Genomic DNA, 22,323 nt, shown 5'->3' on the forward strand with positions numbered 1-22,323 from the left:
ACGTGTTATTTTCAAGTGGCATTGCTGCTAAGTAATGAAGTTTATAAACTTAAAACCTGCTGTAATCAGCAGGTTTTTTTATGGGCGATATTCAATATTAGTCACGACATTATATTACTTATTGGGTCTTAGCTGTTTTCATTAACGATTAGAGTTAATTATTGATAATACGCAGAAAAATATGTACATTGTGCTCGTTAACTTTGTTAACAAAACTATAACAATTAAAAATAATAAATTGAAAGGGATTCACAGTGAAAACATACATTCAAAGCATTGTAGTATTACTTGCGTTACTAATTACTGGTTGTGCGCATCAAATTGAAATTAACCCCGACATGGCAAATATTAAACAAGTAGAAAATAAAAGTGATAAAATAGTTGGTTATTTCATTTCAGAAGAAAACAAAAAGAAAAAAGTAACAACACCAGGCGGCGGTGGCGATAAAATTTCTTATCTGCCATATAGCGACTTAGAAAGCGCTTTTTATACTGCTCTATCAAATAAATACAAAGATGTTTACTCTGTAAAGTCACTAGATGAAAGTAGCTTTATTAAAGAGAAAGGTATTTCATTAATTTTTGTACCAGAAATAGAAACTGATTCAAGCTCCGATAGTATTATGACTTGGCCTGCCACTGACTTTTCAATCAAATTAACATGTAAAGCTATCTCTGCTAGTGGTGACTTAGTTTGGGAGAAAACCATTGAGTCTGCTGGTCATGCAGAGTTTGATGAGTTTAAGAGTGACTTTTCCTTATCAGCACGCCGCGCTTCAGAACAAGCCATTAACTTGCTTGTTGAAGAGCTTAACAATATTACAGAATAATACTGAGGGATCATGATGAAATATTTAGCCGTTTTGTTGGTGTTGTTACTATCTGCTTGTACTATGGTGTCACCGCCATATAAAAATTCAATGGATAATTTACAACATTTAAAGCGAAGTGCTATGCAAGAAGTCGCTGTTGGAAATATAGAAGATAGCAAAAAAGTAAATTCTATTTCTCTTCGTGGTTCTAGTTTAGTTTCCCCGAATAATAAATCTTTTGGAGATTATTTAGAGCTAGCACTAGAGAGTGAGTTGACTGCAGCTAAGCTTTATTCTGGTGTTTCTTCAATCGTTATTAATGGAAAACTCATTGAAAATGATATTGATGTTTCTGGTTTCTCAGTAGGTGAAGGTAACATGACCGTAGAGTTTGTTGTCTCAAATAAGGATAGCGTTATCTTTACAAAATCAATCTCGGTAACCCACGAATTTGATTCATCATTTATTGGGAATATTGCTATTCCAAATGGCCAATTAAGCTATCCAGTATTGGTGCAAAAGCTTTGTGGTGCTTTATTTACCGATCCTGACTTTATGAAAGCAACCCAACGTTAATTATTAGTGTGAAAAATCATAAGCCCTGTTAACATCTAACAGGGCTTTTTTATATGTGAATGAAAATTAAATGACTATTGAAAGATTAGAAACTAAACCTCGCATGAGCCGTATTGTTAAGCACAATGGTACGGTTTATTTATGTGGTCAAGTATGTGCAGATGCAACTAAAGATATAACCGAGCAAACACAAACGATGTTAGACAAGGTTGAAACCTTATTGGCGCAAGCTGGCAGTTCAAAGCAACATATGCTTTCAGCAACTATTTATTTAAAAACTATGGCTGACTTTTCGGCAATGAATGCGGTATGGGATGCATGGGTTCCAGATGGGCATGCACCAGCACGAGCTTGTGTTGAAGCTGCAATGGCGAGAGATGTACTGCTAGTCGAAATAAGTGTCGTTGCCGCTGAAATATAGCGCCGTCCTTAATTTATTAATGCGATGGCTACTTTAAATAATAACGTACAATTAAGCAGTTTAATTTTCTTTTTGTTTTAAAATTTTTCGATTGCTGGTTTAGATTATCGAGTGTTCATTTATTTATTTTTAAATAGTGCGTTTTATGCTGCTCATTTTTTATCGTTTGTTATTTGAGCGCATTGTGGTTGTTTTTTGATCGTCATAATTATTGTAAGTCATTGCATTATATAGATAAAATTGTCAGGTTATTTTACAAGTCGGATCAGTTAGTTTTTGTATGGTAATGTAACTTGTTGTATTTTAAGTTTAATTTTATGTTGGCTTATTTTTTGCTCTTTGTTGTTTTGTACACATTTTTTATATATTTATTAAAGGAATAACAATGAAAAAACTTTTCGCTATTGCTCTTGCATTTGGACTATCAACCGCTGCTAACGCTGGTTTGATAACACAGTCTTTTACGGGTAATTTTGATGATAACGATGCGCGCTATTACATTACATTTGATGTAACCGTAGATAACACCGATGTTGAGTTAATTACTTTGGGTTATGCTGGTGGCGTAAACTTATTTGGTACAACGATTGAAGATGGTGGTTTTGATCCTCAATTATTCTTATTTAATTCAGCGGGTTCATTAATTGAAAGTGATGATGATGGTTCAGGCGTGAGATCAGCGTCAAACGGTATTGCTTATGATTCTTTAATTGAACGTAGTTTAAATATAGGCTCGTACATTGCTGTATTAACACAGTATGATAGTGATTATGAGTCAGGTGACTTATTTCAAGGTGAATGGAGTAACGCCGGCCAAGTAGACTTTGATGGCCGTACGTCTAATTACGCATTTGATATTTCAGGCGAAGATTTAGCAAATGTTAGAGGCCTTGGCTTCAATGTAACACAAACTACTAGTGTACCTGAGCCTGCATCTCTTGCCTTATTAGGTATGGCTTTGTTTGGTATTGTTGGCCGTCGTAAATTTAAAAAGTAAATTTTTACTTATAATAAATTTTATCAGTAATAAGCCTTACTTATGAGTAAGGCTTTTTTATATCTGTTATCTAAAGTTCGTATTCATAAAATAATTAATTGTAATATATGCTGTTATAAAATTTATTCGGTACACTAGTATAAAGAATAAATAATTAGGCTAGATATGTTGCCCCTTCAGCAATCGTTAAAAACACACTTCGGCTTTGATAGTTTTCGAATAGGTCAAGAACAAACTGTTCGGCAGTTGCTTAATGGCGAGTCATCACTTGCTATTTTTCCTACCGGCGCAGGTAAGTCGCTTTGTTATCAATTAGCGGCAATAAATTTACCGCATTTAACCTTAGTTGTATCACCTTTATTGGCCTTGATGAAAGACCAGTTAGCTTTTTTACACAGCAAAGGAATTGCCGCCGCTAGTATTGATTCCACTCTATCGTTCGAAGAAAGCCAGCAAGTTAATCGTGATGTACGTTCGGGGAAAATTAAAATTCTAATGGTCTCGGTTGAGCGCTTTAAAAATGAACGTTTTCGTCAGTTTATTGAGTCAATTGCTATTTCAATGCTAGTAGTCGACGAAGCACATTGTATTTCGGAGTGGGGGCATAACTTTCGCCCTGATTACTTAAAACTGCCACGTTATCGTCAAGAGCTTAATATTCCGTTAGTGCTTTTACTTACCGCAACAGCCACGAAACAAGTAAAACAGGATATGGCTGCTAAGTTTGCCATTAAGCCTGAGCATATAATACAAACTGGTTTTTATCGTAGTAACTTAGACTTATCGGTTTTACCTGTTGCAGAAGTAGTTAAAAATAAAACCCTAGTTGATTTAATTCAACATCACCAAGGCTGCGGTATTATTTATGTTACCTTGCAGCAAAGTGCTGAAAAAGTAGCTGATTTTCTGCAACAACAAGGCATAGTTGCGAAGGCTTATCATGCCGGATTTCAAGATGATGTACGTAAGCAGATTCAGCAAGATTTTATGCAAGGTAATACCCCGGTAATTGTAGCGACTATTGCTTTTGGAATGGGGATAGATAAATCTAATATTCGTTTTGTTATACATTACGATTTACCCAAGTCGATTGAAAACTATAGCCAAGAAATTGGCAGAGCAGGTCGAGATAGCAACAACTCAGCTTGCTATACATTGGCTAATCTTGATGGAATACATACCGTAGAAAATTTTGTTTATGCCGATACCCCCGAAAAAAGCAGTATTGAGTATGTGCTAAACAATATTCGCAATGAAATGCATAATGGGCAATGGGAGTTACAAGTACTCAGTCTGTCAAATGCTAGTAACATTAAGCAATTAGCACTAAAAACCTTGTTGGTGCAATTAGAGTTACTTGGTGTCATTAGTGCTAAGTTTAGTTATTTTGCTGACTTTAAGTTTAAATTCATCACGCCTAAAGAAAATATAATTCGCGCCTTTAATACCGAACGAAATACTTTTTTAACGCAAGTTTTTAGTGCTGCTAAAATGAAAAAAATCTGGGGAGAGCCAGATTTCGATGTAATGTTCAGCCGTTATCAAGCGCCTAGAAAACGAATTGTTGCAGCATTAGAGTATTTAGCAGATCAACAGCATATTGTATTGGAAACGAAAAAGGCCACTGAAGTCTATAGTGTTGATACAACTGTATTAAATGATAATACTTTAGCGAATAGGTTGTTTAATTATTTTCATGAAAAAGAGCAATCAGAAATTAAACGTATTGATAAGTTAGTGTCATTTTTTCAAAGTGAGCAGTGCTTAACGCAAGCGCTTTGTCATTACTTTGATGATCAGCAAGCGCCTAAAAACTGTGGCCATTGTTCGGTTTGTCGCGGGCAGATAGCAAAACTAGGTTATTCAAACACTGTTCAAGCCGTAAGTTCAGAAACAATTGAACTTGCCATTAAGCAATTACAACAGCATTTTTCTACATTAAAAACCACTGTTCATGAGCAACCTCAGCAAGTATCTATAGAAACAATATGTCGATTTTTATCAGGCATGTCGATACCGCTATTTACGCGTGCGAAAGTCAGGAAATTAAGTTATTTCGGTATTTGTCAAACCATGCGCTATGCAGAGATAAAAAAAGAAGTTTTTAAGTTATTGCCTTAAAACAAAAAAGGCACCTAATACCAATTGATATAAACAATCGATCATTCTAAAGCGGTTTAAATATCCAGTACCTACGTTGCTTTCAATCCCAATAGCCTGCTATTGCTCAATCAAGCGCCTTGCTACTGAAAATTTATCCTCGTTTAAAATTGATCGATTCATTAAATCAATTGGTATAATAGGTGCCTTGATCTTCAAGTGTAGCGTAAACTAATTAATGGCTATGGCCACAACCGCCTTCTGCATGGACATGACCATGAGCTAACTCTTCTTCAGTGGCATCTCGAACTTCTAAAATTTCAACATCAAACTTTAAATCAATGCCAGCTAACGGGTGGTTACCGTCAACAGTAATTTCATCGTCTTGCACGTCAATTACTATCACCGTTTGTTCGCCATCATCGGTCGTTGCACGTAGTTGGCTACCCACATCTAGATCTTCAATACCACCAAACATTTCTTTTGGTACCGTTTGTACAAAACCGTCTTCACGTTGACCATAGGCATTGTCTGCGCTAACTTCAACTTCAAACTTATCGCCTGCTTGGTGATCAACTAATGCTTCTTCTAAACCAGGGATAAGATAATGTGAACCTTGAATTACCGCTAATGGGCTGTGATCGTATGAACTATCAATTAAGGTGTCTTCGCTATCAGAAACGGCGTAATGTAGTACAACCACTTTATTGTCGGTAATTTTCATATTGAGTCCTATGCTATGTCTGTGTTTGTTTTATATGGTAAAGGGAGTATGGCTAAATTTGAGCTCTGTTGTTTAATTCTTAATTCGGTATTTTCGTCAACATCGTTAGCTAACACACCTTGAATATAAGTTTGATTATTACTTGCTTGATAAGCGGCTAATACATCACCAGCTTTACGCCAGTTCTCACCCAACTTCTTCTCTATAATATCACCTACATTGGCTTGAGTTGCTTCACCTGATAACGCAAAAAGTGCCCGCTTATTTTTACCTAGATATTGCATACGGGCAACGGTTTCTTGACCTAAGTAACAGCCTTTTGTGAAACTAATACCGTTAATCGCCTGTAAGTTAAGCATTTGCGGCACATATTCAGCAATGGTTTGTTGAGCCAGTTGTGGGAAGCCTTCACTAATTTCAAGTAGGCTCCAAACAGCATCATTATAAACAGTACAATCTAGTGTTGCTGTAAAAGTTGATAGTTTCGCCGCATTATCAATAATAAGGTAGCGATTCATATTGCCAGCGATATAAACTAACGTTGTATTATCTTGATGAATAACAGGGGTTTGTGCATCAGGTACTTGCTGAAATAAAGCGGCCATTTTTGCGGGGGCTTGTTGCCCGGCAATTGCTAAGTAAGCTTGTTCAGTATCTTCAGCTATTTCAACTTTAGCGAAAACACCAAATTTTTTTAATTCAGCTAACGACTGTTGAATCGATGATTTAGGTTGAATAAGAAAAAATTTACCCTCGCGCTCAAGTAATCGAAATGCAGAAAAGACTTTACCTTTAGCATTGCAATGAGCACCAGTTAGCAACTTCTCTTGCTCTAAATTAGCAACATCACAAGTTACTTGGCCCTGTAAGTATTTTATTTGCTCTTCACCCGTTAATGTTATGGCTCCAATACTATTGAGATTAATCGCAAATACTTCAGGTAATTCGTTATAACTTGGTAAGTTATTATTCATGATGATGTTCATCCGGCAATAAGGCTGAAAAAGTCTGTTAACAAGTAAAGTGAGGACATTTATTCAAATTACAACCACAGGTGTTATTTTTCTGCTATTTTGATAAGACATAGGATGAATTTAATGATCAATTCGTGGCTATTTTTACTGCGGATTTGTTAGAATATATAAAAATATTTCCTAAGTAGAGTTATGTATGACATTAACAGATAATAAACCTCGATTACGATGGGCTTGTCGACGCGGCATGCTAGAGTTAGATGTACTATTTATGCCATTTGTTGAAGAAGCCTACGATGATCTCTCAGCTGAAAACAAAGCTATTTTCGAACGTTTATTAGTTTGCCAAGATCCTGAGTTGTTTGCTTGGTTTATGGGACACGAAATTTGTGAAGACAAAGAACTCAACGCCATGGTCCAAATTATATTACAGCGCGTTAAAGTATAATATTGAAGTATCGCCCTCTAAGCACAGGGCGATTTTTAATTGGTTATTTTATACGGTTTTTATCTATCTTACGATAACAGTGCTATTCGGCTTTTATCTTTGGTTAAGTCTTTTATGCGTTAGCTGTTTAATTTTTCTTAATTATTTTCATCGCCAGATTTCTCTACTGCTTTCAAACCAACCAAGCTTGAGTCACAATACTTCAATTGATCATTCAATATTAGGCAACTTTTTTTTAACAGATACCGGTGAGTGCCAATTTAATAGCCAAGAAACTCTGCAAATATCAGCAAAATCTCAGATTAATTTATGGGGGTATTGGCTAGTATTTACAAAAAGTGATGCTGCCTTGAAAAAACATTTTGTTTTTAAAGACAGCATATCAAGACAAGATCAGGCACGTATTGCTCGTACCATATTAAGGGTGAAGAAGTATGGCTAAAAACAGTAGCGATGAAACAGTAGCGATGAAACAGTAGCGATGAAACAGTAGCGATGAAACAGTAGCGATGAAACAGTAGCTATGACATTAAGTCTGAAAACACACTTGAATAAACTCAGCTAAAGCTAATCAACTAATTACTCAGGTTTTAGAATCGTTACCTTAGCTTCTGCCTGTAAATCAGGGTAATCAAGCGTGTAGTGTAAGCCTCTGCTTTCTTTTCTTTCTAATGCAGAGCGTATAATTAACTCAGCTACCTGTACTAAGTTACGCAACTCTAATAAATTGTTACTTACTCTGAAGTTACAATAATACTCTTCAATTTCACTTTGTAATAATTCAACGCGATGCAAGGCGCGTTCTAAACGTTTGGTTGTTCTTACGATGCCAACAAAATCCCACATAAATAATCGTAACTCGTGCCAATTATGTTGAATCACTACTTCTTCATCTGAGTTAGTTACGCGACTTTCATCCCATGGCGGTAACTCAATGTTAGGTTTATTTAAATTAATGTTTTCTTCAATATCAATGGCGGCTGCACGAGCAAAAACAAGACATTCTAATAATGAGTTACTTGCCAAGCGATTTGCCCCATGTAAACCGGTGTAAGCAACTTCACCTATGGCATATAAATTTTCAATGTCTGTTTTACCTTGTTGGTTTATCATGACACCGCCACAAGTGTAATGCGCTGCAGGTACAACAGGCATAGGCTGCTTGGTAATATCAATACCTAATGCTAATGTTCTTTCATAAATGGTTGGAAAATGTTGCTTTATGAAGTCACTTGACTGGTGGCTTATATCTAAATACATACAGTCAGCGCCTAAGCGTTTCATTTCAAAATCGATTGCACGCGCTACGATATCTCTTGGTGCTAACTCTGCTCGTTCATCAAAACTAGGCATAAACCTAGTGCCATCAGGGCGAAGAAGCACTGCACCTTCACCGCGTAATGCTTCTGTTAACAAAAAGGTACCTGCTTTGGGGTGAAATAAGCAGGTAGGATGAAATTGGTTAAACTCCATGTTGGCAACACGACAACCGGCACGCCAAGCCATCGCAATACCGTCACCACTGGCCACATCTGGATTAGATGTGTATTGATAAACTTTACTTGCGCCACCAGTAGCTAAAATTGTTTTTCTGGCAAAAACACGCTCTACATGTTCGTCATTACGATTCCATACATAGGCGCCTATACATTCACGTTTTGCAATCGATTCATTATCTTGATAAACCAAGTCAATGGCATTGTAACGTTCAAATATACGTATTCTGCTATGATTTTTTACTTGAGAAACCAGCGTAGTTTGAATTGCTTGACCCGTTGCATCAGCAGAGTGCAAAATTCGTCGGTGGCTATGACCACCCTCGCGGGTTAAATGATAATGAACATCTCCATTCTCACCAGGTTCGTCTTGATCAAAGTTTACACCTTTATCAATTAACCATTCTAAGCACTTTTTCGCATTTTCAGCAGTATATTGTACTGCGGTTTCATCACATAAACCTGCACCGGCAATTAAAGTGTCAGTAACATGAGAAGCCACACTGTCATTTTCATCGAATACTGCGGCAACGCCTCCTTGAGCATAAAAGGTTGAACCATCATTTATTTGTCCTTTACTCAGTATGATAACATCAGCATTTTTTGCTAAATGAAGAGCTAATGATAGTCCTGCGGCGCCACTGCCAATAATTAAAACGTCACAATTGTGTTGTTGATTCATATATTTTTGAAATTGAGGTACAATAATTGATAGCTCAATATTAGCTTTTATTGCAGTTACAGAACAGCACTAAACTATTTTTATAAATAAAAATTAATTTTTTTCAATATTTATCGAACTTTTTAACACAAGGCTAGTCCTACTTGTAGCGTTTGCCATGAGCCAGATGTAAACCAGTTGTAGATAAGTTAAATAATGGTGAGTAGGAGATACGGCTCAAATGAGCGAACAGAACGTTGACCAAAAGTTGGTTGAGCGGGTGCAACGTGGTGATAAAAACGCATTTAACCTGCTGGTAACTAAGTACCAACATAAAGTAGCAAATTTGGTTTCACGCTATGTTAAAAACCATAGTGATGTACCTGATATAGTACAAGAAGCATTTATTAAAGCTTATCGCGCCTTACCTAATTTTAGAGGCGACAGTGCCTTTTATACTTGGCTTTATCGAATAGCGGTTAATTGTGCAAAGAATCATTTAGTCGCAGGAGGACGTAAACCTCCCGGCTCAGATATTGATGTTGAAGATGCAGAAATTTATGATTCAGGCGAAGCTTTACGAGAAAATGCCTCACCTGAGAAATTATTACTAACAGCTGAAATTAAGCAGGTTGTATTTAAAACCATTGAGCAATTGCCAGAAGATTTACGTACAGCAATTAACTTAAGAGAGTTGGAAGGCTTAAGTTATGAAGAAATTGCAACGATTATGGATTGTCCTGTTGGTACTGTGCGCTCAAGAATATTTAGAGCGCGTGATGCAGTAGATAAAAAAATTAGGCCGTTATTGCAAGAATAGCAAAGCAAGTACAAAGAGTATTACTCAATTATTTTTTTGAGTGATGAATGAAGTATTAGATTTTAAGGTATATTTATGAGTGAAAATAAGTTTGAGAATGTATCGTCGGTTGTTGATAATTATCAGCAAACAGATGAATTGTTTGATGAAATACTCAACGACTCACACTTGTCAGCAACCTGGCAGCGCTACCATTTAATGGGTGATGTTATGCGCGGTGATACTTCTGATGTTATTAATCTTGATCTCTCTTCAACTATAGCTTCCGCTATTGCTGACGAACCAACAATTTTAGCACCTCGTGCAAATAATAATGTCGTTGATAAATTAAAGGCAAAAGTTGTACAGTTTGCTAAGCCTTTTGGTCAAATGGCCATTGCTGCTTCTGCGGCAGGTCTTATGGTTATGGGAGTTCAGCAAAACTCAGCAGACAACGATGTTTTATTACCAGAGACTCAAGTTGTAAAAACCATGCCATTTGGTGGCGTTGCAGAACCGGTAAGTTTAAACTTCCAACAAACCAGTCGTACAAGTGAAAAACAAGCGTTTATTGAACAGCAAAGACGTTTTCAAGCGTTATTGTCTGATCATCATCAACAAGTTAAATTAAGCTCAGTTGATGTAAACTCAACAACTGAACAAGATAAGGCTGCAGAATCAGCTAAATGAAATTAATATCAAGTCTGCTGCTATTGGTCACCATTAGCACATCAGTAGCAGCCAATGAAAATGAACAAGCAGAACCTTGGCTTGAACGCCTTGCACAATCCTTACAAACGCTAAACTTTAGTACTTCATTTGTTGTTGTTAAAAATAATCAAGCTGAGCCTTATCATTGGTTTCATGGTGTTGATGAAAGTGGCAACGAATTAGAAATATTGTCTTTATTAAATGGCCCTCGACGAGATGTATTACGTAAGCACAATACGGTAAGTTATATTGAACCTGAAGCACCTCCATACTCAGTATCTTCACAACAAATAGCGGGTCCTATTCCAGCTGTTTTACGTGAAGGTGTTACACAACTGGCCAAAACTTATGACTTTATTTCTGTAGGGCGTAGCCGTGTTTTAGGGCGACCAGCTCAATTAATTCGTATTGTTTCTAAAGACGTTTATCGATATGGTCATTGGCTTTGGTTAGATCAAAAAACCGGTATGTTATTGAAATTGGCCTTAGCAAACCGTACTGGGCAATTACTGGAACAAATTCAATTTACGCATTTAGATATTACCGATGATTTAAGCGAAAGCTTAATGCAACTTCAGCAAACCGCCTTGCCTGCTGTGATTGAAATACCAGACGGTTATCAAGAACAAGTGCTTCAGTGGCAAGTGAAGTGGTTACCTGAGGGCTTCACGCGATTAAATGCGAACCGTCATCGTATGTCTTCGACTAAAAAGCCTGTTGAGTTTATGCTTTTTAATGATGGCTTAGTTGATGTTTCAGTTTATGTTAACCAGTCAGAAGAAAGACAAAGAGCAACCGATTACGTTATGGACGGCGCAACCGTTGTATTAAACCAAGTTATTAACGGTTTTGAAGTAAGCGTAGTGGGTAAAATTCCAGCCAAAACGGCAAAAGCGATTGCTGACTCTGTTATTTTCACGCCTAAAGAACTGCCATGATTGAAGAAAAGGCGACAGTAGTCGCCATCGATAATGATAACGTTACTGTCACTAGTTTAATCAAATCAGCTTGTGGTGGTTGTCAGCAAGTTGATAACTGCGGCAGTGGCCAGGTAGCGAAAGCATTTCCACAAAAAAAACTAACTTTAACGATAAAGTCACCCTTAGCACTCGCATTGGGTGACCATGTTATTTTAGGTTTGAATGAAAGTGCTTTATTACAATCAGCTTGGCAAGTTTATTTATGGCCACTGTTAGGCTTAATAATATCGTCTTGGTTTGGCCAGTGGTTAGTAAACAACGCCATTTTACCTCATGAAATTTTCGCTATTATTTTTGGCTTTATTGGTGGTTATAGCGGATTTTTATTAGCTAAAAAGCAACAAATAAAAAGTGCTACCTGCGCAAAACTAGCACCAAAAATAATCCGTAAAGAACCTCAAAACATCGCGATTACAGAAATCACTGATTGATTCGCAACAAAAGATAGCCCCAACGCGCTAAATTCGTTAAAATCTCGCCATAATTGAATTAACTACAAGCTTATTTGACTTCCCATTTATGAAACATATTCGAAATTTTTCTATTATCGCCCATATTGATCACGGTAAATCAACGCTATCAGATCGCCTAATACAACATTGTGGTGGTCTACAACAACGTGAAATGGCAGCTCAAGTACTTGATTCTATGGATATTGAGCGCGAGCGTGGTATTACCATTAAAGCGCAAAGTGTAACACTAGACTATAAAGCGAAGGATGGTGAAACTTACCAACTTAACTTTATCGATACGCCCGGCCATGTTGATTTTTCTTATGAAGTATCACGCTCTTTAGCCTCTTGTGAAGGTGCGCTATTAGTTGTAGATGCCGGTCAAGGTGTTGAAGCGCAAACGGTAGCGAATTGTTATACCGCCATCGAAATGGAATTAGAAGTTATTCCAATCCTAAATAAAATTGATTTACCACAAGCCGATCCTGAGCGCGTTAGTGAAGAAATTGAAGACATTATTGGTATTGATGCAACGGGTGCTGTGACTTGTTCAGCGAAAACAGGTTTAGGTATTGAAGATGTATTAGAAACTATAGTCGAAAATATACCACCGCCGGTAGGTGATTCAGACGCACCACTTCAAGCGCTTATTATCGACTCATGGTTCGATAATTACCAAGGGGTAGTGTCTTTAGTAAGAATCATGAATGGCCAGGTTAAAAAAGGCGATAAAATGGTGGTTATGTCGACAGGACAAAACCATATTATCGACAAAGTAGGTATTTTTACACCTAAGCAAACCGATACTGGTATCTTAAAAGCGGGTGAAGTTGGCTTTATCATTGCCGGTATTAAAGAAATACATGGTGCACCTGTAGGTGACACTATCACTATTCTTAAAAAAGAAGCTGATAAAGCTTTACCTGGATTTAAACGCGTTCAACCGCAAGTGTACGCAGGTATTTTCCCAATAAGCTCTGACGATTATGAAAATTTTCGTGATGCTTTGAATAAATTAAGTTTGAACGATGCCTCGTTATTTTTTGAACCTGAAAATTCATCAGCGCTTGGTTTTGGTTTCCGAATCGGCTTCCTGGGTATGCTGCACATGGAAATTATTCAAGAGCGACTAGCTCGTGAATATGACCTTGACTTAATCACCACTGCGCCTACAGTAAATTATGAAATAGCCTGTACTAATGGTGACGTTATCTCTATTGATAACCCAAGCGACATGCCAGCAACAAATAATATTGATGAAATACGTGAGCCAATTGTACAAGCGAATATTTTAGTGCCACAAGAACATTTAGGTAATGTTATTACTTTATGTATTGAAAAACGTGGGGTACAAAAAGACATTATTTATCACGGCAATCAAGTTGCGGTAACTTATGAATTACCAATGGCTGAAGTAGTCATGGACTTTTTTGATAAGTTAAAATCAACCAGTCGCGGATACGCTTCATTAGATTATCATTTCGTACGTTTCCAAGCCGCTGACATGGTGCGTGTTGATGTCATGATTAACGGTGATAGAGTTGATGCCTTAGCTATGATCACGCATCGCGCGAATTCAGTTCCTCGCGGTCGTATGTTAGTTGAGAAGCTAAAAGAATTAATTCATCGACAAATGTTTGATATCGCTATTCAAGCGACTATTGGTAACAATGTTATCGCGCGTACAACCGTTAAGCAATTGCGTAAAAACGTAACCGCAAAATGTTACGGTGGTGATATCTCGCGTAAGAAAAAATTATTACAAAAACAAAAAGATGGTAAGAAACGCATGAAGCAAGTAGGTAATGTTGAAGTACCTCAAGAAGCGTTTTTAGCTGTACTTAAACTGGATAAATAATTAATCAAACCGGTGACTTACTAACATGACTTTTTTGCTACTTTACAGTGTTTAAAAGTAACCAAGTAAGTCATTTACTCATCAGTTTGATCTTAGTGAAGAACGAATAAATAGGAATAATATGGCAGTTTACTTTTCAATTTTTCTAGTCATTGTTACCGTAGTTACTGGTATTGTATGGCTTGCGGATAAGTTTTATTTAGCACCGCAAAGGCAGCTTAAATTAGCAGCAACACAAGCACAATGTGATGGCGAATTAAGTGATGATGTTGTAAGAAAAATCGTAGAAGCACCTGCTTTTATTGATACGCCAGTACAAATATTTCCTGTTATTGCCTTTGTTTTAATACTACGTTCATTTATTTACGAGCCATTCCAAATTCCGTCTGGTTCTATGATGCCAACCTTGCTTGATGGTGACTTTATTTTGGTCAATAAATTTAACTACGGTTTACGCGATCCTGTGGCACGTAATAAGTTTGTTGAAGTAGGTTTGCCTGAGCGTGGCGATGTTGTGGTATTTAAATACCCACAAAACCCACAAATTGATTATATTAAGCGCGTAGTAGGCTTACCGGGTGATAGGGTAATTTATAAAAATAAAATTTTATACATTAAGCCTGCATGTACAGTGTCAGATGATAAATGTCCTGACTTTGAACAAGTAGAACAAACCTTTAAAAATAAAACTGATTATAACGACCAAGGCATGCCGTTATCACGTTACACCTCAACCATGGGTGAGAAAACGCATGACTTATTAGTTAATGAGCAAATTTTACCGCGCGTTCAACACTATTTTAGACAAGGTGGCACTCAAAATAATGAATTTGTTGTTCCTAAAGGGCAATACTTTGTTATGGGTGATAATCGTGATAATAGCTTAGATGGACGATTTTGGGGCTTTGTACCTGAAGAAAACCTAGTCGGAGAGGCTGTTGCTATCTGGATGAGCTTTGATTTCGAGCGTTCAACAGACAGCTTTTTACCAAGTTGGATACCAACCAATGTGCGTTTTTCTCGAATCGGCGGAATTGAATAGCTGTGTTACTTAATCCTACCGCGATTGCGCGGCTATCAAAAAAAATTGGCTATACTTTCAAAGAGCCTAACTTATTGGTGCAAGCGTTAACGCACCGAAGTGCTAAAGGTGCTCACAATGAGCGCTTAGAGTTCTTAGGTGACTCAATTTTAGGTTTTGTTATTGCTGAATCTCTGTATCAAAAATTTCCAAAACAAGCTGAAGGCGATTTAACACGTATGCGCTCAAGCTTGGTAAAAGGCGTAACCTTAGCAGAAGTGGGTCGCTCCTTCGATTTAGGACAGTATTTAATCTTAGGTCCAGGCGAACTTAAAAGTGGTGGTCATCGTAGAGACTCTATTCTTGAAGATGCAATTGAAGCTATCCTTGGAGCTGTTTATTTAGATTCAGACTTACCAACCTGCCAAGCACTTATTTTAAGTTGGTTTGAGAAGCGATTAGCCGATATAAAACCAGGTAATGAGCAAAAAGACCCAAAAACGCGTTTGCAAGAATACTTGCAAGGGCGAAAAATTCCATTGCCACAATATGATGTAATTAATACCACTGGGCAATCGCATAATCAGCAATTCACGGTTCGTTGCACAACCAGTGTGCTTGAAAATGAAGTAATTACAAAAGGCACTAGCCGTCGTAAAGCTGAGCAATCAGCGGCTTTGCAAGTGCTTACATTAATCGAAAAAGCTAAATAGCTTTTTTGACAATAAAGTTGATAATTTAATTATGACTACAGAACAAACCCATTGCGGTCTTATCGCTATCGTTGGTCGACCAAATGTTGGTAAATCTACATTACTTAATACTTTGCTTGGTCAAAAGGTAAGTATTACCTCGCGTAAACCGCAAACGACACGCCATCGTATACTAGGTATATTAACTGAAGGTAATAACCAAGCTGTATTAGTTGATACTCCTGGACTTCACTCAGAAGAAAAACGAGCCATTAACCGTTTAATGAACCGTGCAGCAAGCAGTACGTTAGCTGAAGTTGAAACCGTGGTATTTTTAGTTGAGGGGACGCATTGGACTACAGACGATGAAATGGTACTCACTAAAATTAAAAACAGTGGTGCGCCATGTGTTTTAGTGGTGAACAAAATTGACAATATTCAAGATAGAGACACTTTGCTGCCACATTTACAAAAGTTAGGTGCTTTGCATGATTTTGCCGATATTGTGCCTATTTCCGCCAGTAAAGGTGACAACGTTGCTGCAATTAAAGATATTTGTTTTAAAGCACTACCTGAAGGCGATTTCTGGTTCCCAGAAGATTATATTACCGACCGTTCAAGTCGTTTTATGGCATCAGAGATTGTTCGCGAGAAACTGATCCGCTTTACAGGTGATGAGTTACCTTACTCAACTACTGTTGAAATAGAACAGTTTAAGATTGATGATAAAGGTGTTTTGCATATTAACGCCTTAATCTTAGTTGAGAGAGCAACCCAAAAACGCATGGTTATTGGTAATAAAGGCGAAAAATTAAAAGTTATTGGCCAAGAATCAAGACGCGATATGGAAAACTTATTTGAACGTAAAGTTTTTTTAGAAACGTGGGTTAAAGTCAAATCAGGCTGGGCAGATGACGAACGAGCGTTAAGAAGTTTAGGTTACGGTGATGATTATTCAGGTTAGTTGTCAGAGACTAACCTAAGTTCGATAGCATAGATTAATAGTTTTTATTATCTCAGAACATTAGAGTTGCTTAGATCTGATCATCAACGAAGCAACTTTTGTGTTCAACTTCCATATTCTCACTGAGTAAATAGTTCGATAGCCTTGAACCAACTTAGATAGCAGATACTAATGCAAGAAATTACCCAATCAGCTTTTGTACTTCATACTCGGCCATATCGAGAAAACCAGTTATTGGTTGATTTATTGACTGAGCATGACGGTAAGCTGGCAGCATTAAGTTATATTGGGCACTCTGCTAAATCTAGTCGTAAAGCCTTGCTACAGCCATTTTTACCGATTAGCATAACCTTAAAAGGGCAGAGTAGCCTTAAAAATTTGCTCCGTGTAGAGCCGATTGGCAAGTCATACTTGTTAAAGCAAAATGCCTTATTTAGCGCATTTTATATCAATGAATTATTAGTGAAATTACTGGGCGATAATATTGCTTGCGGCGATCTATTTCAGCAATATCAAACGAGTCTTCAGACTTTAGCCCAAACCAGCAATATTGAAGTTTGTTTGCGAGAGTTTGAGTTAACGCTAATGGAAGAATTAGGTGTTTCATTTGATTTTTCGTTAGTATTTGAACAAAGCGCTCAAGGTTTTTATTATTTACCCGACGAAGGTTTTATACCCGCTTATACCGCTTTAAAACAAACCTGTTATAACCGTGAGCATTTAATCGCTATTGCTCAAAACGACTTGTCGTCACCTGAAATACTCAGTACATTTAAAGCCTTAATGAGGCAAGTTATAAATCACTTGCTCAATGGTGTACCTTTAAATAGTCGAAAACTATTTAGTAAAAAAATTACAAACCTGAATATGTAGATATAAAGCGCAAAGTGCTTTTAAAATACTAATTAATATCAGCAGCATAAAGCAGTTTAGTTTTTAGAGCAGTTTTTAGAAAAGTAATCAGAACCGAATTCAGAATATTAAGAAGAGATTAAGCATGAATGATATTTTATTAGGCGTAAACGTAGACCACATAGCCACCTTACGACAAGCCCGTGGCACAAACTATCCTGATCCTGTTTATGCGGCTTCGGTTGCTGAGCATGCTGGTGCTGATGGCATTACGGTACATTTACGTGAAGACCGTCGCCATATTCAAGACAGAGATATTTATGTATTAAAACAGACTTTGCATACTCGCATGAATTTTGAAATGGCCGTTACCGATGAAATGTTAGATATTGCCTGCGATGTAAAACCTGTTTTTTGTTGCTTAGTGCCTGAAAAACGCGAAGAGTTAACCACTGAAGGTGGCTTAGACGTTGCAGGTCAACAAGATAAAATTAATGCTGCGGTAGCACGTTTGGCTGACTCAGGTATTCAAACAAGTTTATTTATTGATGCCGATAAAAAGCAAATTGACGCGGCACTATTGAGTAAAGCGACTTATATTGAAATTCATACCGGGCAATATGCAGAAGCAGTAACTGAGCAAGAACAAAAGCTAGAGCTGGAACGTCTAATCGAAGGTATAGAATATGCCCATGGTTTAGGCTTAAAAGTGAATGCTGGCCATGGTCTTAATTACTTTAATGTAAAACCTATTGCAGCTATTCCTGAAATAATAGAGCTGAATATTGGCCATGCCATTATCGCCCGTGCGGTTATCGATGGTTTAGATAAAGCAATACGCGATATGAAGCGCCTAATGCTTGAAGCACGCGGTTTAGCTTAAATTGGCACCATAGAGGGTTATAATTTGTCAGTAGTTGGAATTGGTAACGATATTGTTGATATTCGCCGTATTGCTAAAATGTCTAGCAATGCTCAGCAGCGTCTGGCAAATCGAATTTTAACGAAAAAAGAGTTTCAACATTATTTAACTCTCAAACAGCCTGAACGTTTTCTTGCTAAACGTTGGGCTGGCAAAGAAGCGGTAGCTAAAGCATTAGGGACTGGAATTGCCAATGGTGTTTCATTTCAACATATTGAAATAGTATCTTTAGCATCAGGCCAACCTACTCTCGAACTTACTTCACAGGCGCTAACGTTAGCGAATGAGTTAGCTGCTACTTCTTGGCATATATCACTTTCAGATGAAGTTAAATATGCTACTGCTTTCGTTGTTTTATCAAAATAGCTTTTAAAAATAAGCCTCTTATAAAAGTATTTACTCTAGTTAACCTGAACACTGGATAATGAGTACTTGATACTCAAGTGAACCAAAAGCTTAAAAGCTTAAGTGGTAAAGTAAATGCTATAGCAGGGTGAACATCACGAATAGACATCATCAATGCTTCAAAGGGAGCATTGAGCAAGTGCTGCTTATCCAGCGTTCAGGTTATTTAATAATAAATTTAGTCTTTGTAAACATATATGTTCTATACTTGAATTACGCTGATTGATTTTTTGAATTGTTGCTGTTGATTCAGGAGTTGAAATGGAAACGGAAAAATACCCAATCGTTGATAGACGAGAAGAGCCCCCTGAGCAATCAGTATGGTGGTATAAACTCTCGTTAGCGCAAAAGTTTTCCGCGAGCAGCCTTGGAAAATTTGGTTACGAATTATGTTTTGTTCGCAATAATGAAGGGCATAGTTTAGCGGTACTCATGTGCAATTCCGGTATTGCTGTTATTACTGAAGATGGCGATATTAATACTTCACCAGATATTAAAGTTCGATAAGGTTTAGTTGAATATTTCCGTTGAATATTTCCGTTGAATATTTCTGGTTCTTTAAATCTTTTTGATAAACTCTTCAGCATCTTCTAGCACTAAATCTATTTGTTCAAAAAACTCAAAAAATTCTGGCTGTAAATCATCTAAGCCAATCCCTCGTTTTAATTCTGTTTCAAGTTCATGGGTTACTTTTCCTAAACTCGGCACGCCAGAGTAGCAGCACGCGCCATTAAGTTTATGGATGAGTACCTTCAGTTGTTCTATATCTTGAGATATAAGTGCTTCAGATATATTAACTTTACTTTCAGGTAAGCTATTTACCAAACCAACAAACATATCTTTAGCTAACATTTGCTTTTGACCAGCGCGTTGCAGCGCTAATTTCCAGTCTATAATTTGGGGCCTATTACTCGCAATAGTTTCGATAAGCGGTAACTCTAGCTTTGGAGAACTGGCTAGTTGAGTTGAATCACAGTATTCATAAATACTATGATGTAACATAGCTTCATCTATGGGTTTGGTAATAAATGAATTAAAGCCATTACTGAGGATTTTATCTTTTTCTTCACCAAAAACATGCGCTGTTACAGCAATTATAGGCGTTTGCTCATTAAGTGTTTGTTGACGAATAATACCTAATGCAGAAATGCCATCAAGCACAGGCATTTGTATGTCCATAAAAATGAGATCAAACCTTTCATTTTGGCAAAGAGCAACAGCCTCAGCACCGTTTACTGCTGTACTAACATCAACGACTTGTTCGAGAAGTAATTCTTTTATTAATTTTAAGTTGGCCTCGTTATCATCTACGGCGAGTACTTTGATCGGTACTTTTTGGTCTGATACTTCAATAATATGGCCACCTTGTATTGTTGCTGAAGGCACCAGTGTTTTACTCAGGCGTTGAACTGTAATGGGTTTACTAATACAAGTTTTAGCGCCACTTGAAATTAACGCTTCATGTAAACTAGGTGAATTACTATTAATCGCAAGATGCACTGATGGGATAATATCTTTGAGCGTAAAGAGTAATTTTTTTGCTTCATTAAGGGCTACAGGCGTAACATCATGGCCTATTAATGCGAAGTCAAAAGAAGCTAATGCGGCTTTATCCTGAAGAATTTCGTCTAAATCGCTACGTAATTGAACCGCTGTTGTTTGCATCTGCCAACTTGCTAATATTTCGCTGGTAGCTAAACGGCTTGCGGCATGCGGTTCGTAATAAAGTATTGATTTTCCAATTAAGCATTCAGGCGCTGATACTTGTATAGTTGGTATCGTGTTTAATTCACACTGAAAGGTAAACCAAAAGGTAGAGCCTTCACTTTCCATACTCTCAAAACCAATATTCCCCTGCATTTCTGACACTAAACGTTGTGATATAACTAAACCTAACCCCGTTCCGCCATAAATTCGCGTAACGCTTTTATCACCTTGACCAAAAGCTTCAAAAATTGAATTTTGTTGCGCTCCAGGAATACCAATACCCGTATCTTGTACTGTAACTCTGATTTTATAGAGATTATTTTCAGTAACATTTCCTTCAAGGTTAATATCAACCGCGCCTTTATCAGTAAACTTAATTGCGTTACTGGCTAGGTTAACCATGACTTGCTTTATACGCATAGCGTCGCCAATAAGTGAGTCTGGAATTTGTGGACTCACGCGCAATGAGAGTTCTATATTCTTTTTATGGGCACTCGGCGCGAGTAAGGTAAGTGTTTCTTCAACAGACTCACGGATTGAGAACGGAATGTTTTCAATAATCATTTTGCCAGCATCAAGCTTAGAGAAATCTAAAATATCATTAATAATAGAAAGTAAACTCGCGGCAGAGCGCTCTATCGTTTGCAGATGATCACGTTGTGTATCGCTTAATGGCGTTTTTAAAACTTGGCGTGTAAAACCAATAACGCCATTAAGTGGCGTACGCAACTCGTGGCTCATATTGGCTAAGAATTCAGATTTAACCTTATTGGCATCTTGTGCCTTGCGCTTGGCAATATCTAACTCAACGTTTTGAATTTCAAACTGCTCTAAACTTTCTCGTAAGTCGATAGTGGTTTGATCAATACTGCGTTGCATCTCGTCTTGGTAATCGCCAAGAGATTGCGCCATGGCATTAACACCATTTTTTAAAAAGTTTAGCTCGCCAACAAGTTGACCACTAATGCGGCTCTCGATTTTGCCTTCTCTAATACGATCTATAGCTAACACCATTGAAGATATTGGCCGAGTAACGCTGTTAACCAGTTTAAAGGCAAAAAGAGCACTGATAATAAAACCAACGAGTAAAATAAAAAATACCGTTATAAGTAGCTGTTGTTGAGCATACTTAATGGTACTTGTGTCAATTTGAAGTGCAATATAACCGACAATATTCATATCAGATGTAATCGCTGAGTTTTCAGTTGAAAATTCGTCAATAATAGGCGCACGAAAGATAAGGTAATTACCTTGTTCATCAAACTGTATGCGTTTGGGTAAACCTTGCCCTGGTCTTATGCGTAAAGTATGCGTATCGCCATGATACGCACTCGTGACAAAAACTTGATTGTCTTTAGTAAATATCGCAATACTTTTGATAATGTCTGACTGACTGCGATGACTAAAGCCGATTAAGGTCCTTAAGTCATCTCTTTTTTTCTCTCTTAACGGTTCAGCACTACTAATAGCTAGCGGAGAAATAATACTGGTAGCACGTTGGTAAATAAACTGGTCGAGTTCGCTATAGCGGCTATAAGACAGATAGCCGGCAATAATTAAACTGAGTATGACTGTCGGAAAGATGGTAAGTAAAATTACCCACTCTTTCAGGCTTATTTTATGCATTTTTTGCTGAACTTTAGTGTGAAATTTTCGGGTTAATAACGCTATAATGGCACAATTAAGATCAATACCAAATAGATAATCGTTTACTATAACAGCAAATGGGTAATTTATGCTTCTCATTGTTC

23 protein-coding genes are annotated in these 22,323 nt (G+C 37.3%); 19 read left to right on the top strand and 4 right to left on the bottom strand.

What is annotated here, in order from left to right; all coding sequences use genetic code 11:
- Positions 1–254 precede the first annotated feature (254 nt).
- The 5 genes from B6A32_RS04210 to B6A32_RS04230 all read left to right on the top strand — a co-directional run bounded on the left by B6A32_RS04210 (position 255) and on the right by B6A32_RS04230 (position 4,927).
- Entirely contained in the window at positions 255–830 is a 576-nt protein-coding gene (locus tag B6A32_RS04210) for a hypothetical protein (RefSeq protein WP_085301444.1), read from the top strand.
- A gap of 12 nt (positions 831–842) precedes the next feature.
- The gene (locus B6A32_RS04215) at positions 843–1,388 is read left to right on the top strand and encodes a hypothetical protein (RefSeq protein ID WP_233131313.1); all 546 of its coding nucleotides are present in this window, start codon (positions 843–845) and stop codon (positions 1,386–1,388) included.
- 70 nt (positions 1,389–1,458) lie between these two features.
- Entirely contained in the window at positions 1,459–1,809 is a 351-nt protein-coding gene (locus B6A32_RS04220; protein WP_085301446.1) for a RidA family protein, read from the top strand.
- A 385-nt stretch (positions 1,810–2,194) separates the two neighbouring features.
- On the top strand, positions 2,195–2,806 hold the full coding sequence (locus B6A32_RS04225) for a DVUA0089 family protein (protein WP_085301447.1): 612 nt from the start codon (positions 2,195–2,197) through the stop codon (positions 2,804–2,806).
- A gap of 165 nt (positions 2,807–2,971) precedes the next feature.
- A complete protein-coding gene (locus B6A32_RS04230) occupies positions 2,972–4,927 on the top strand; it encodes a RecQ family ATP-dependent DNA helicase (RefSeq protein WP_085301448.1) in 1,956 nt (651 codons plus the stop codon).
- 214 nt (positions 4,928–5,141) lie between these two features.
- Here the strand turns inward: B6A32_RS04230 and B6A32_RS04235 are convergent, their stop codons facing one another.
- On the bottom strand, positions 5,142–5,630 hold the full coding sequence (locus B6A32_RS04235) for an FKBP-type peptidyl-prolyl cis-trans isomerase (RefSeq protein ID WP_085301449.1): 489 nt from the start codon (positions 5,628–5,630) through the stop codon (positions 5,142–5,144).
- 8 nt (positions 5,631–5,638) lie between these two features.
- Positions 5,639–6,604, bottom strand: a complete 966-nt coding sequence (gene ygfZ / locus B6A32_RS04240; RefSeq protein WP_233131314.1) for a tRNA-modifying protein YgfZ — start codon at positions 6,602–6,604, stop codon at positions 5,639–5,641.
- A gap of 196 nt (positions 6,605–6,800) precedes the next feature.
- Here ygfZ and B6A32_RS04245 point away from each other — a divergent pair, with 196 nt between their 5' ends.
- Positions 6,801–7,052, top strand: coding sequence for an FAD assembly factor SdhE (locus B6A32_RS04245; RefSeq protein WP_085301451.1), 252 nt, complete (start codon positions 6,801–6,803; stop codon positions 7,050–7,052).
- Between the two features lie 187 nt (positions 7,053–7,239).
- Positions 7,240–7,494: a hypothetical protein gene (locus tag B6A32_RS04250; protein WP_085301452.1), complete on the top strand. Its 255-nt coding sequence runs from the start codon at positions 7,240–7,242 to the stop codon at positions 7,492–7,494.
- Positions 7,495–7,631: 137 nt separating this feature from the next.
- On the opposite strand, the gene nadB is transcribed toward B6A32_RS04250, so the two are convergent.
- On the bottom strand, positions 7,632–9,230 hold the full coding sequence (gene nadB, locus B6A32_RS04255) for an L-aspartate oxidase (protein WP_085301453.1): 1,599 nt from the start codon (positions 9,228–9,230) through the stop codon (positions 7,632–7,634).
- Between the two features lie 220 nt (positions 9,231–9,450).
- Between nadB and rpoE the strand changes: the two genes are divergently transcribed.
- From rpoE to B6A32_RS04315, 12 genes are all read left to right on the top strand, one after another.
- On the top strand, positions 9,451–10,029 hold the full coding sequence (rpoE, locus tag B6A32_RS04260; RefSeq protein WP_085301454.1) for an RNA polymerase sigma factor RpoE: 579 nt from the start codon (positions 9,451–9,453) through the stop codon (positions 10,027–10,029).
- A 75-nt stretch (positions 10,030–10,104) separates the two neighbouring features.
- Positions 10,105–10,698 (top strand): sigma-E factor negative regulatory protein, encoded by a 594-nt coding sequence (locus B6A32_RS04265; RefSeq protein WP_085301455.1) that lies wholly within the window; start codon positions 10,105–10,107, stop codon positions 10,696–10,698.
- On the top strand, positions 10,695–11,657 hold the full coding sequence (locus tag B6A32_RS04270; protein ID WP_085301456.1) for a MucB/RseB C-terminal domain-containing protein: 963 nt from the start codon (positions 10,695–10,697) through the stop codon (positions 11,655–11,657). The genes B6A32_RS04265 and B6A32_RS04270 overlap by 4 nt, the downstream gene beginning before the upstream one ends.
- On the top strand, positions 11,654–12,130 hold the full coding sequence (locus B6A32_RS04275) for a SoxR reducing system RseC family protein (protein WP_085301457.1): 477 nt from the start codon (positions 11,654–11,656) through the stop codon (positions 12,128–12,130). Before B6A32_RS04270 ends, B6A32_RS04275 begins: the two co-directional genes overlap by 4 nt.
- Positions 12,131–12,218: 88 nt before the next feature.
- The gene (gene lepA / locus B6A32_RS04280) at positions 12,219–14,009 is read left to right on the top strand and encodes a translation elongation factor 4 (protein ID WP_085301458.1); all 1,791 of its coding nucleotides are present in this window, start codon (positions 12,219–12,221) and stop codon (positions 14,007–14,009) included.
- Between the two features lie 121 nt (positions 14,010–14,130).
- Positions 14,131–15,051 carry a signal peptidase I gene (lepB, locus tag B6A32_RS04285; RefSeq protein WP_085301459.1) on the top strand — a complete coding sequence of 307 codons (921 nt, stop codon included), beginning with the start codon at positions 14,131–14,133 and terminating at the stop codon, positions 15,049–15,051.
- A 2-nt stretch (positions 15,052–15,053) separates the two neighbouring features.
- Positions 15,054–15,743 carry a ribonuclease III gene (rnc, locus tag B6A32_RS04290; RefSeq protein ID WP_101685883.1) on the top strand — a complete coding sequence of 230 codons (690 nt, stop codon included), beginning with the start codon at positions 15,054–15,056 and terminating at the stop codon, positions 15,741–15,743.
- Between the two features lie 31 nt (positions 15,744–15,774).
- Positions 15,775–16,686, top strand: coding sequence for a GTPase Era (era, locus tag B6A32_RS04295; RefSeq protein WP_085301460.1), 912 nt, complete (start codon positions 15,775–15,777; stop codon positions 16,684–16,686).
- Between the two features lie 171 nt (positions 16,687–16,857).
- Complete coding sequence (gene recO / locus B6A32_RS04300; protein WP_085301461.1) at positions 16,858–17,559, top strand: DNA repair protein RecO; 702 nt, start codon at positions 16,858–16,860, stop codon at positions 17,557–17,559.
- Between the two features lie 124 nt (positions 17,560–17,683).
- Positions 17,684–18,421 carry a pyridoxine 5'-phosphate synthase gene (pdxJ, locus tag B6A32_RS04305; protein WP_085301462.1) on the top strand — a complete coding sequence of 246 codons (738 nt, stop codon included), beginning with the start codon at positions 17,684–17,686 and terminating at the stop codon, positions 18,419–18,421.
- 24 nt (positions 18,422–18,445) lie between these two features.
- Positions 18,446–18,826, top strand: a complete 381-nt coding sequence (acpS, locus tag B6A32_RS04310) for a holo-ACP synthase (RefSeq protein WP_085301463.1) — start codon at positions 18,446–18,448, stop codon at positions 18,824–18,826.
- Between the two features lie 300 nt (positions 18,827–19,126).
- Entirely contained in the window at positions 19,127–19,372 is a 246-nt protein-coding gene (locus B6A32_RS04315; RefSeq protein ID WP_085301464.1) for a hypothetical protein, read from the top strand.
- A gap of 51 nt (positions 19,373–19,423) precedes the next feature.
- Here B6A32_RS04315 and barA read toward each other — a convergent pair whose 3' ends face one another.
- A complete protein-coding gene (gene barA / locus B6A32_RS04320; RefSeq protein WP_233131315.1) occupies positions 19,424–22,318 on the bottom strand; it encodes a two-component sensor histidine kinase BarA in 2,895 nt (964 codons plus the stop codon).
- Positions 22,319–22,323 lie beyond the last annotated feature (5 nt).

The organism is Colwellia polaris (genome assembly GCF_002104515.1).
Classification (GTDB): Bacteria; Pseudomonadota; Gammaproteobacteria; order Enterobacterales; family Alteromonadaceae; genus Cognaticolwellia; species Cognaticolwellia polaris.

Bases quoted from the DNA above. Each gene is read 5' to 3' on its own strand.
- B6A32_RS04215 (WP_233131313.1), top strand. From the start codon at position 843: ATGATGAAATATTTAGCCGTTTTGTTGGTGTTGTTACTATCTGCTTGT.
- B6A32_RS04220 (WP_085301446.1), top strand. From the start codon at position 1,459: ATGACTATTGAAAGATTAGAAACTAAACCTCGCATGAGCCGTATTGTT.
- B6A32_RS04225 (WP_085301447.1), top strand. From the start codon at position 2,195: ATGAAAAAACTTTTCGCTATTGCTCTTGCATTTGGACTATCAACCGCT.
- B6A32_RS04230 (WP_085301448.1), top strand. From the start codon at position 2,972: ATGTTGCCCCTTCAGCAATCGTTAAAAACACACTTCGGCTTTGATAGT.
- B6A32_RS04235 (WP_085301449.1), bottom strand. From the start codon at position 5,630: ATGAAAATTACCGACAATAAAGTGGTTGTACTACATTACGCCGTTTCT.
- ygfZ (WP_233131314.1), bottom strand. From the start codon at position 6,604: ATGAATAATAACTTACCAAGTTATAACGAATTACCTGAAGTATTTGCG.
- B6A32_RS04245 (WP_085301451.1), top strand. From the start codon at position 6,801: ATGACATTAACAGATAATAAACCTCGATTACGATGGGCTTGTCGACGC.
- nadB (WP_085301453.1), bottom strand. From the start codon at position 9,230: ATGAATCAACAACACAATTGTGACGTTTTAATTATTGGCAGTGGCGCC.
- rpoE (WP_085301454.1), top strand. From the start codon at position 9,451: ATGAGCGAACAGAACGTTGACCAAAAGTTGGTTGAGCGGGTGCAACGT.
- B6A32_RS04265 (WP_085301455.1), top strand. From the start codon at position 10,105: ATGAGTGAAAATAAGTTTGAGAATGTATCGTCGGTTGTTGATAATTAT.
- B6A32_RS04270 (WP_085301456.1), top strand. From the start codon at position 10,695: ATGAAATTAATATCAAGTCTGCTGCTATTGGTCACCATTAGCACATCA.
- B6A32_RS04275 (WP_085301457.1), top strand. From the start codon at position 11,654: ATGATTGAAGAAAAGGCGACAGTAGTCGCCATCGATAATGATAACGTT.
- lepA (WP_085301458.1), top strand. From the start codon at position 12,219: ATGAAACATATTCGAAATTTTTCTATTATCGCCCATATTGATCACGGT.
- lepB (WP_085301459.1), top strand. From the start codon at position 14,131: ATGGCAGTTTACTTTTCAATTTTTCTAGTCATTGTTACCGTAGTTACT.
- era (WP_085301460.1), top strand. From the start codon at position 15,775: ATGACTACAGAACAAACCCATTGCGGTCTTATCGCTATCGTTGGTCGA.
- recO (WP_085301461.1), top strand. From the start codon at position 16,858: ATGCAAGAAATTACCCAATCAGCTTTTGTACTTCATACTCGGCCATAT.
- pdxJ (WP_085301462.1), top strand. From the start codon at position 17,684: ATGAATGATATTTTATTAGGCGTAAACGTAGACCACATAGCCACCTTA.
- B6A32_RS04315 (WP_085301464.1), top strand. From the start codon at position 19,127: ATGGAAACGGAAAAATACCCAATCGTTGATAGACGAGAAGAGCCCCCT.
- barA (WP_233131315.1), bottom strand. From the start codon at position 22,318: ATGAGAAGCATAAATTACCCATTTGCTGTTATAGTAAACGATTATCTA.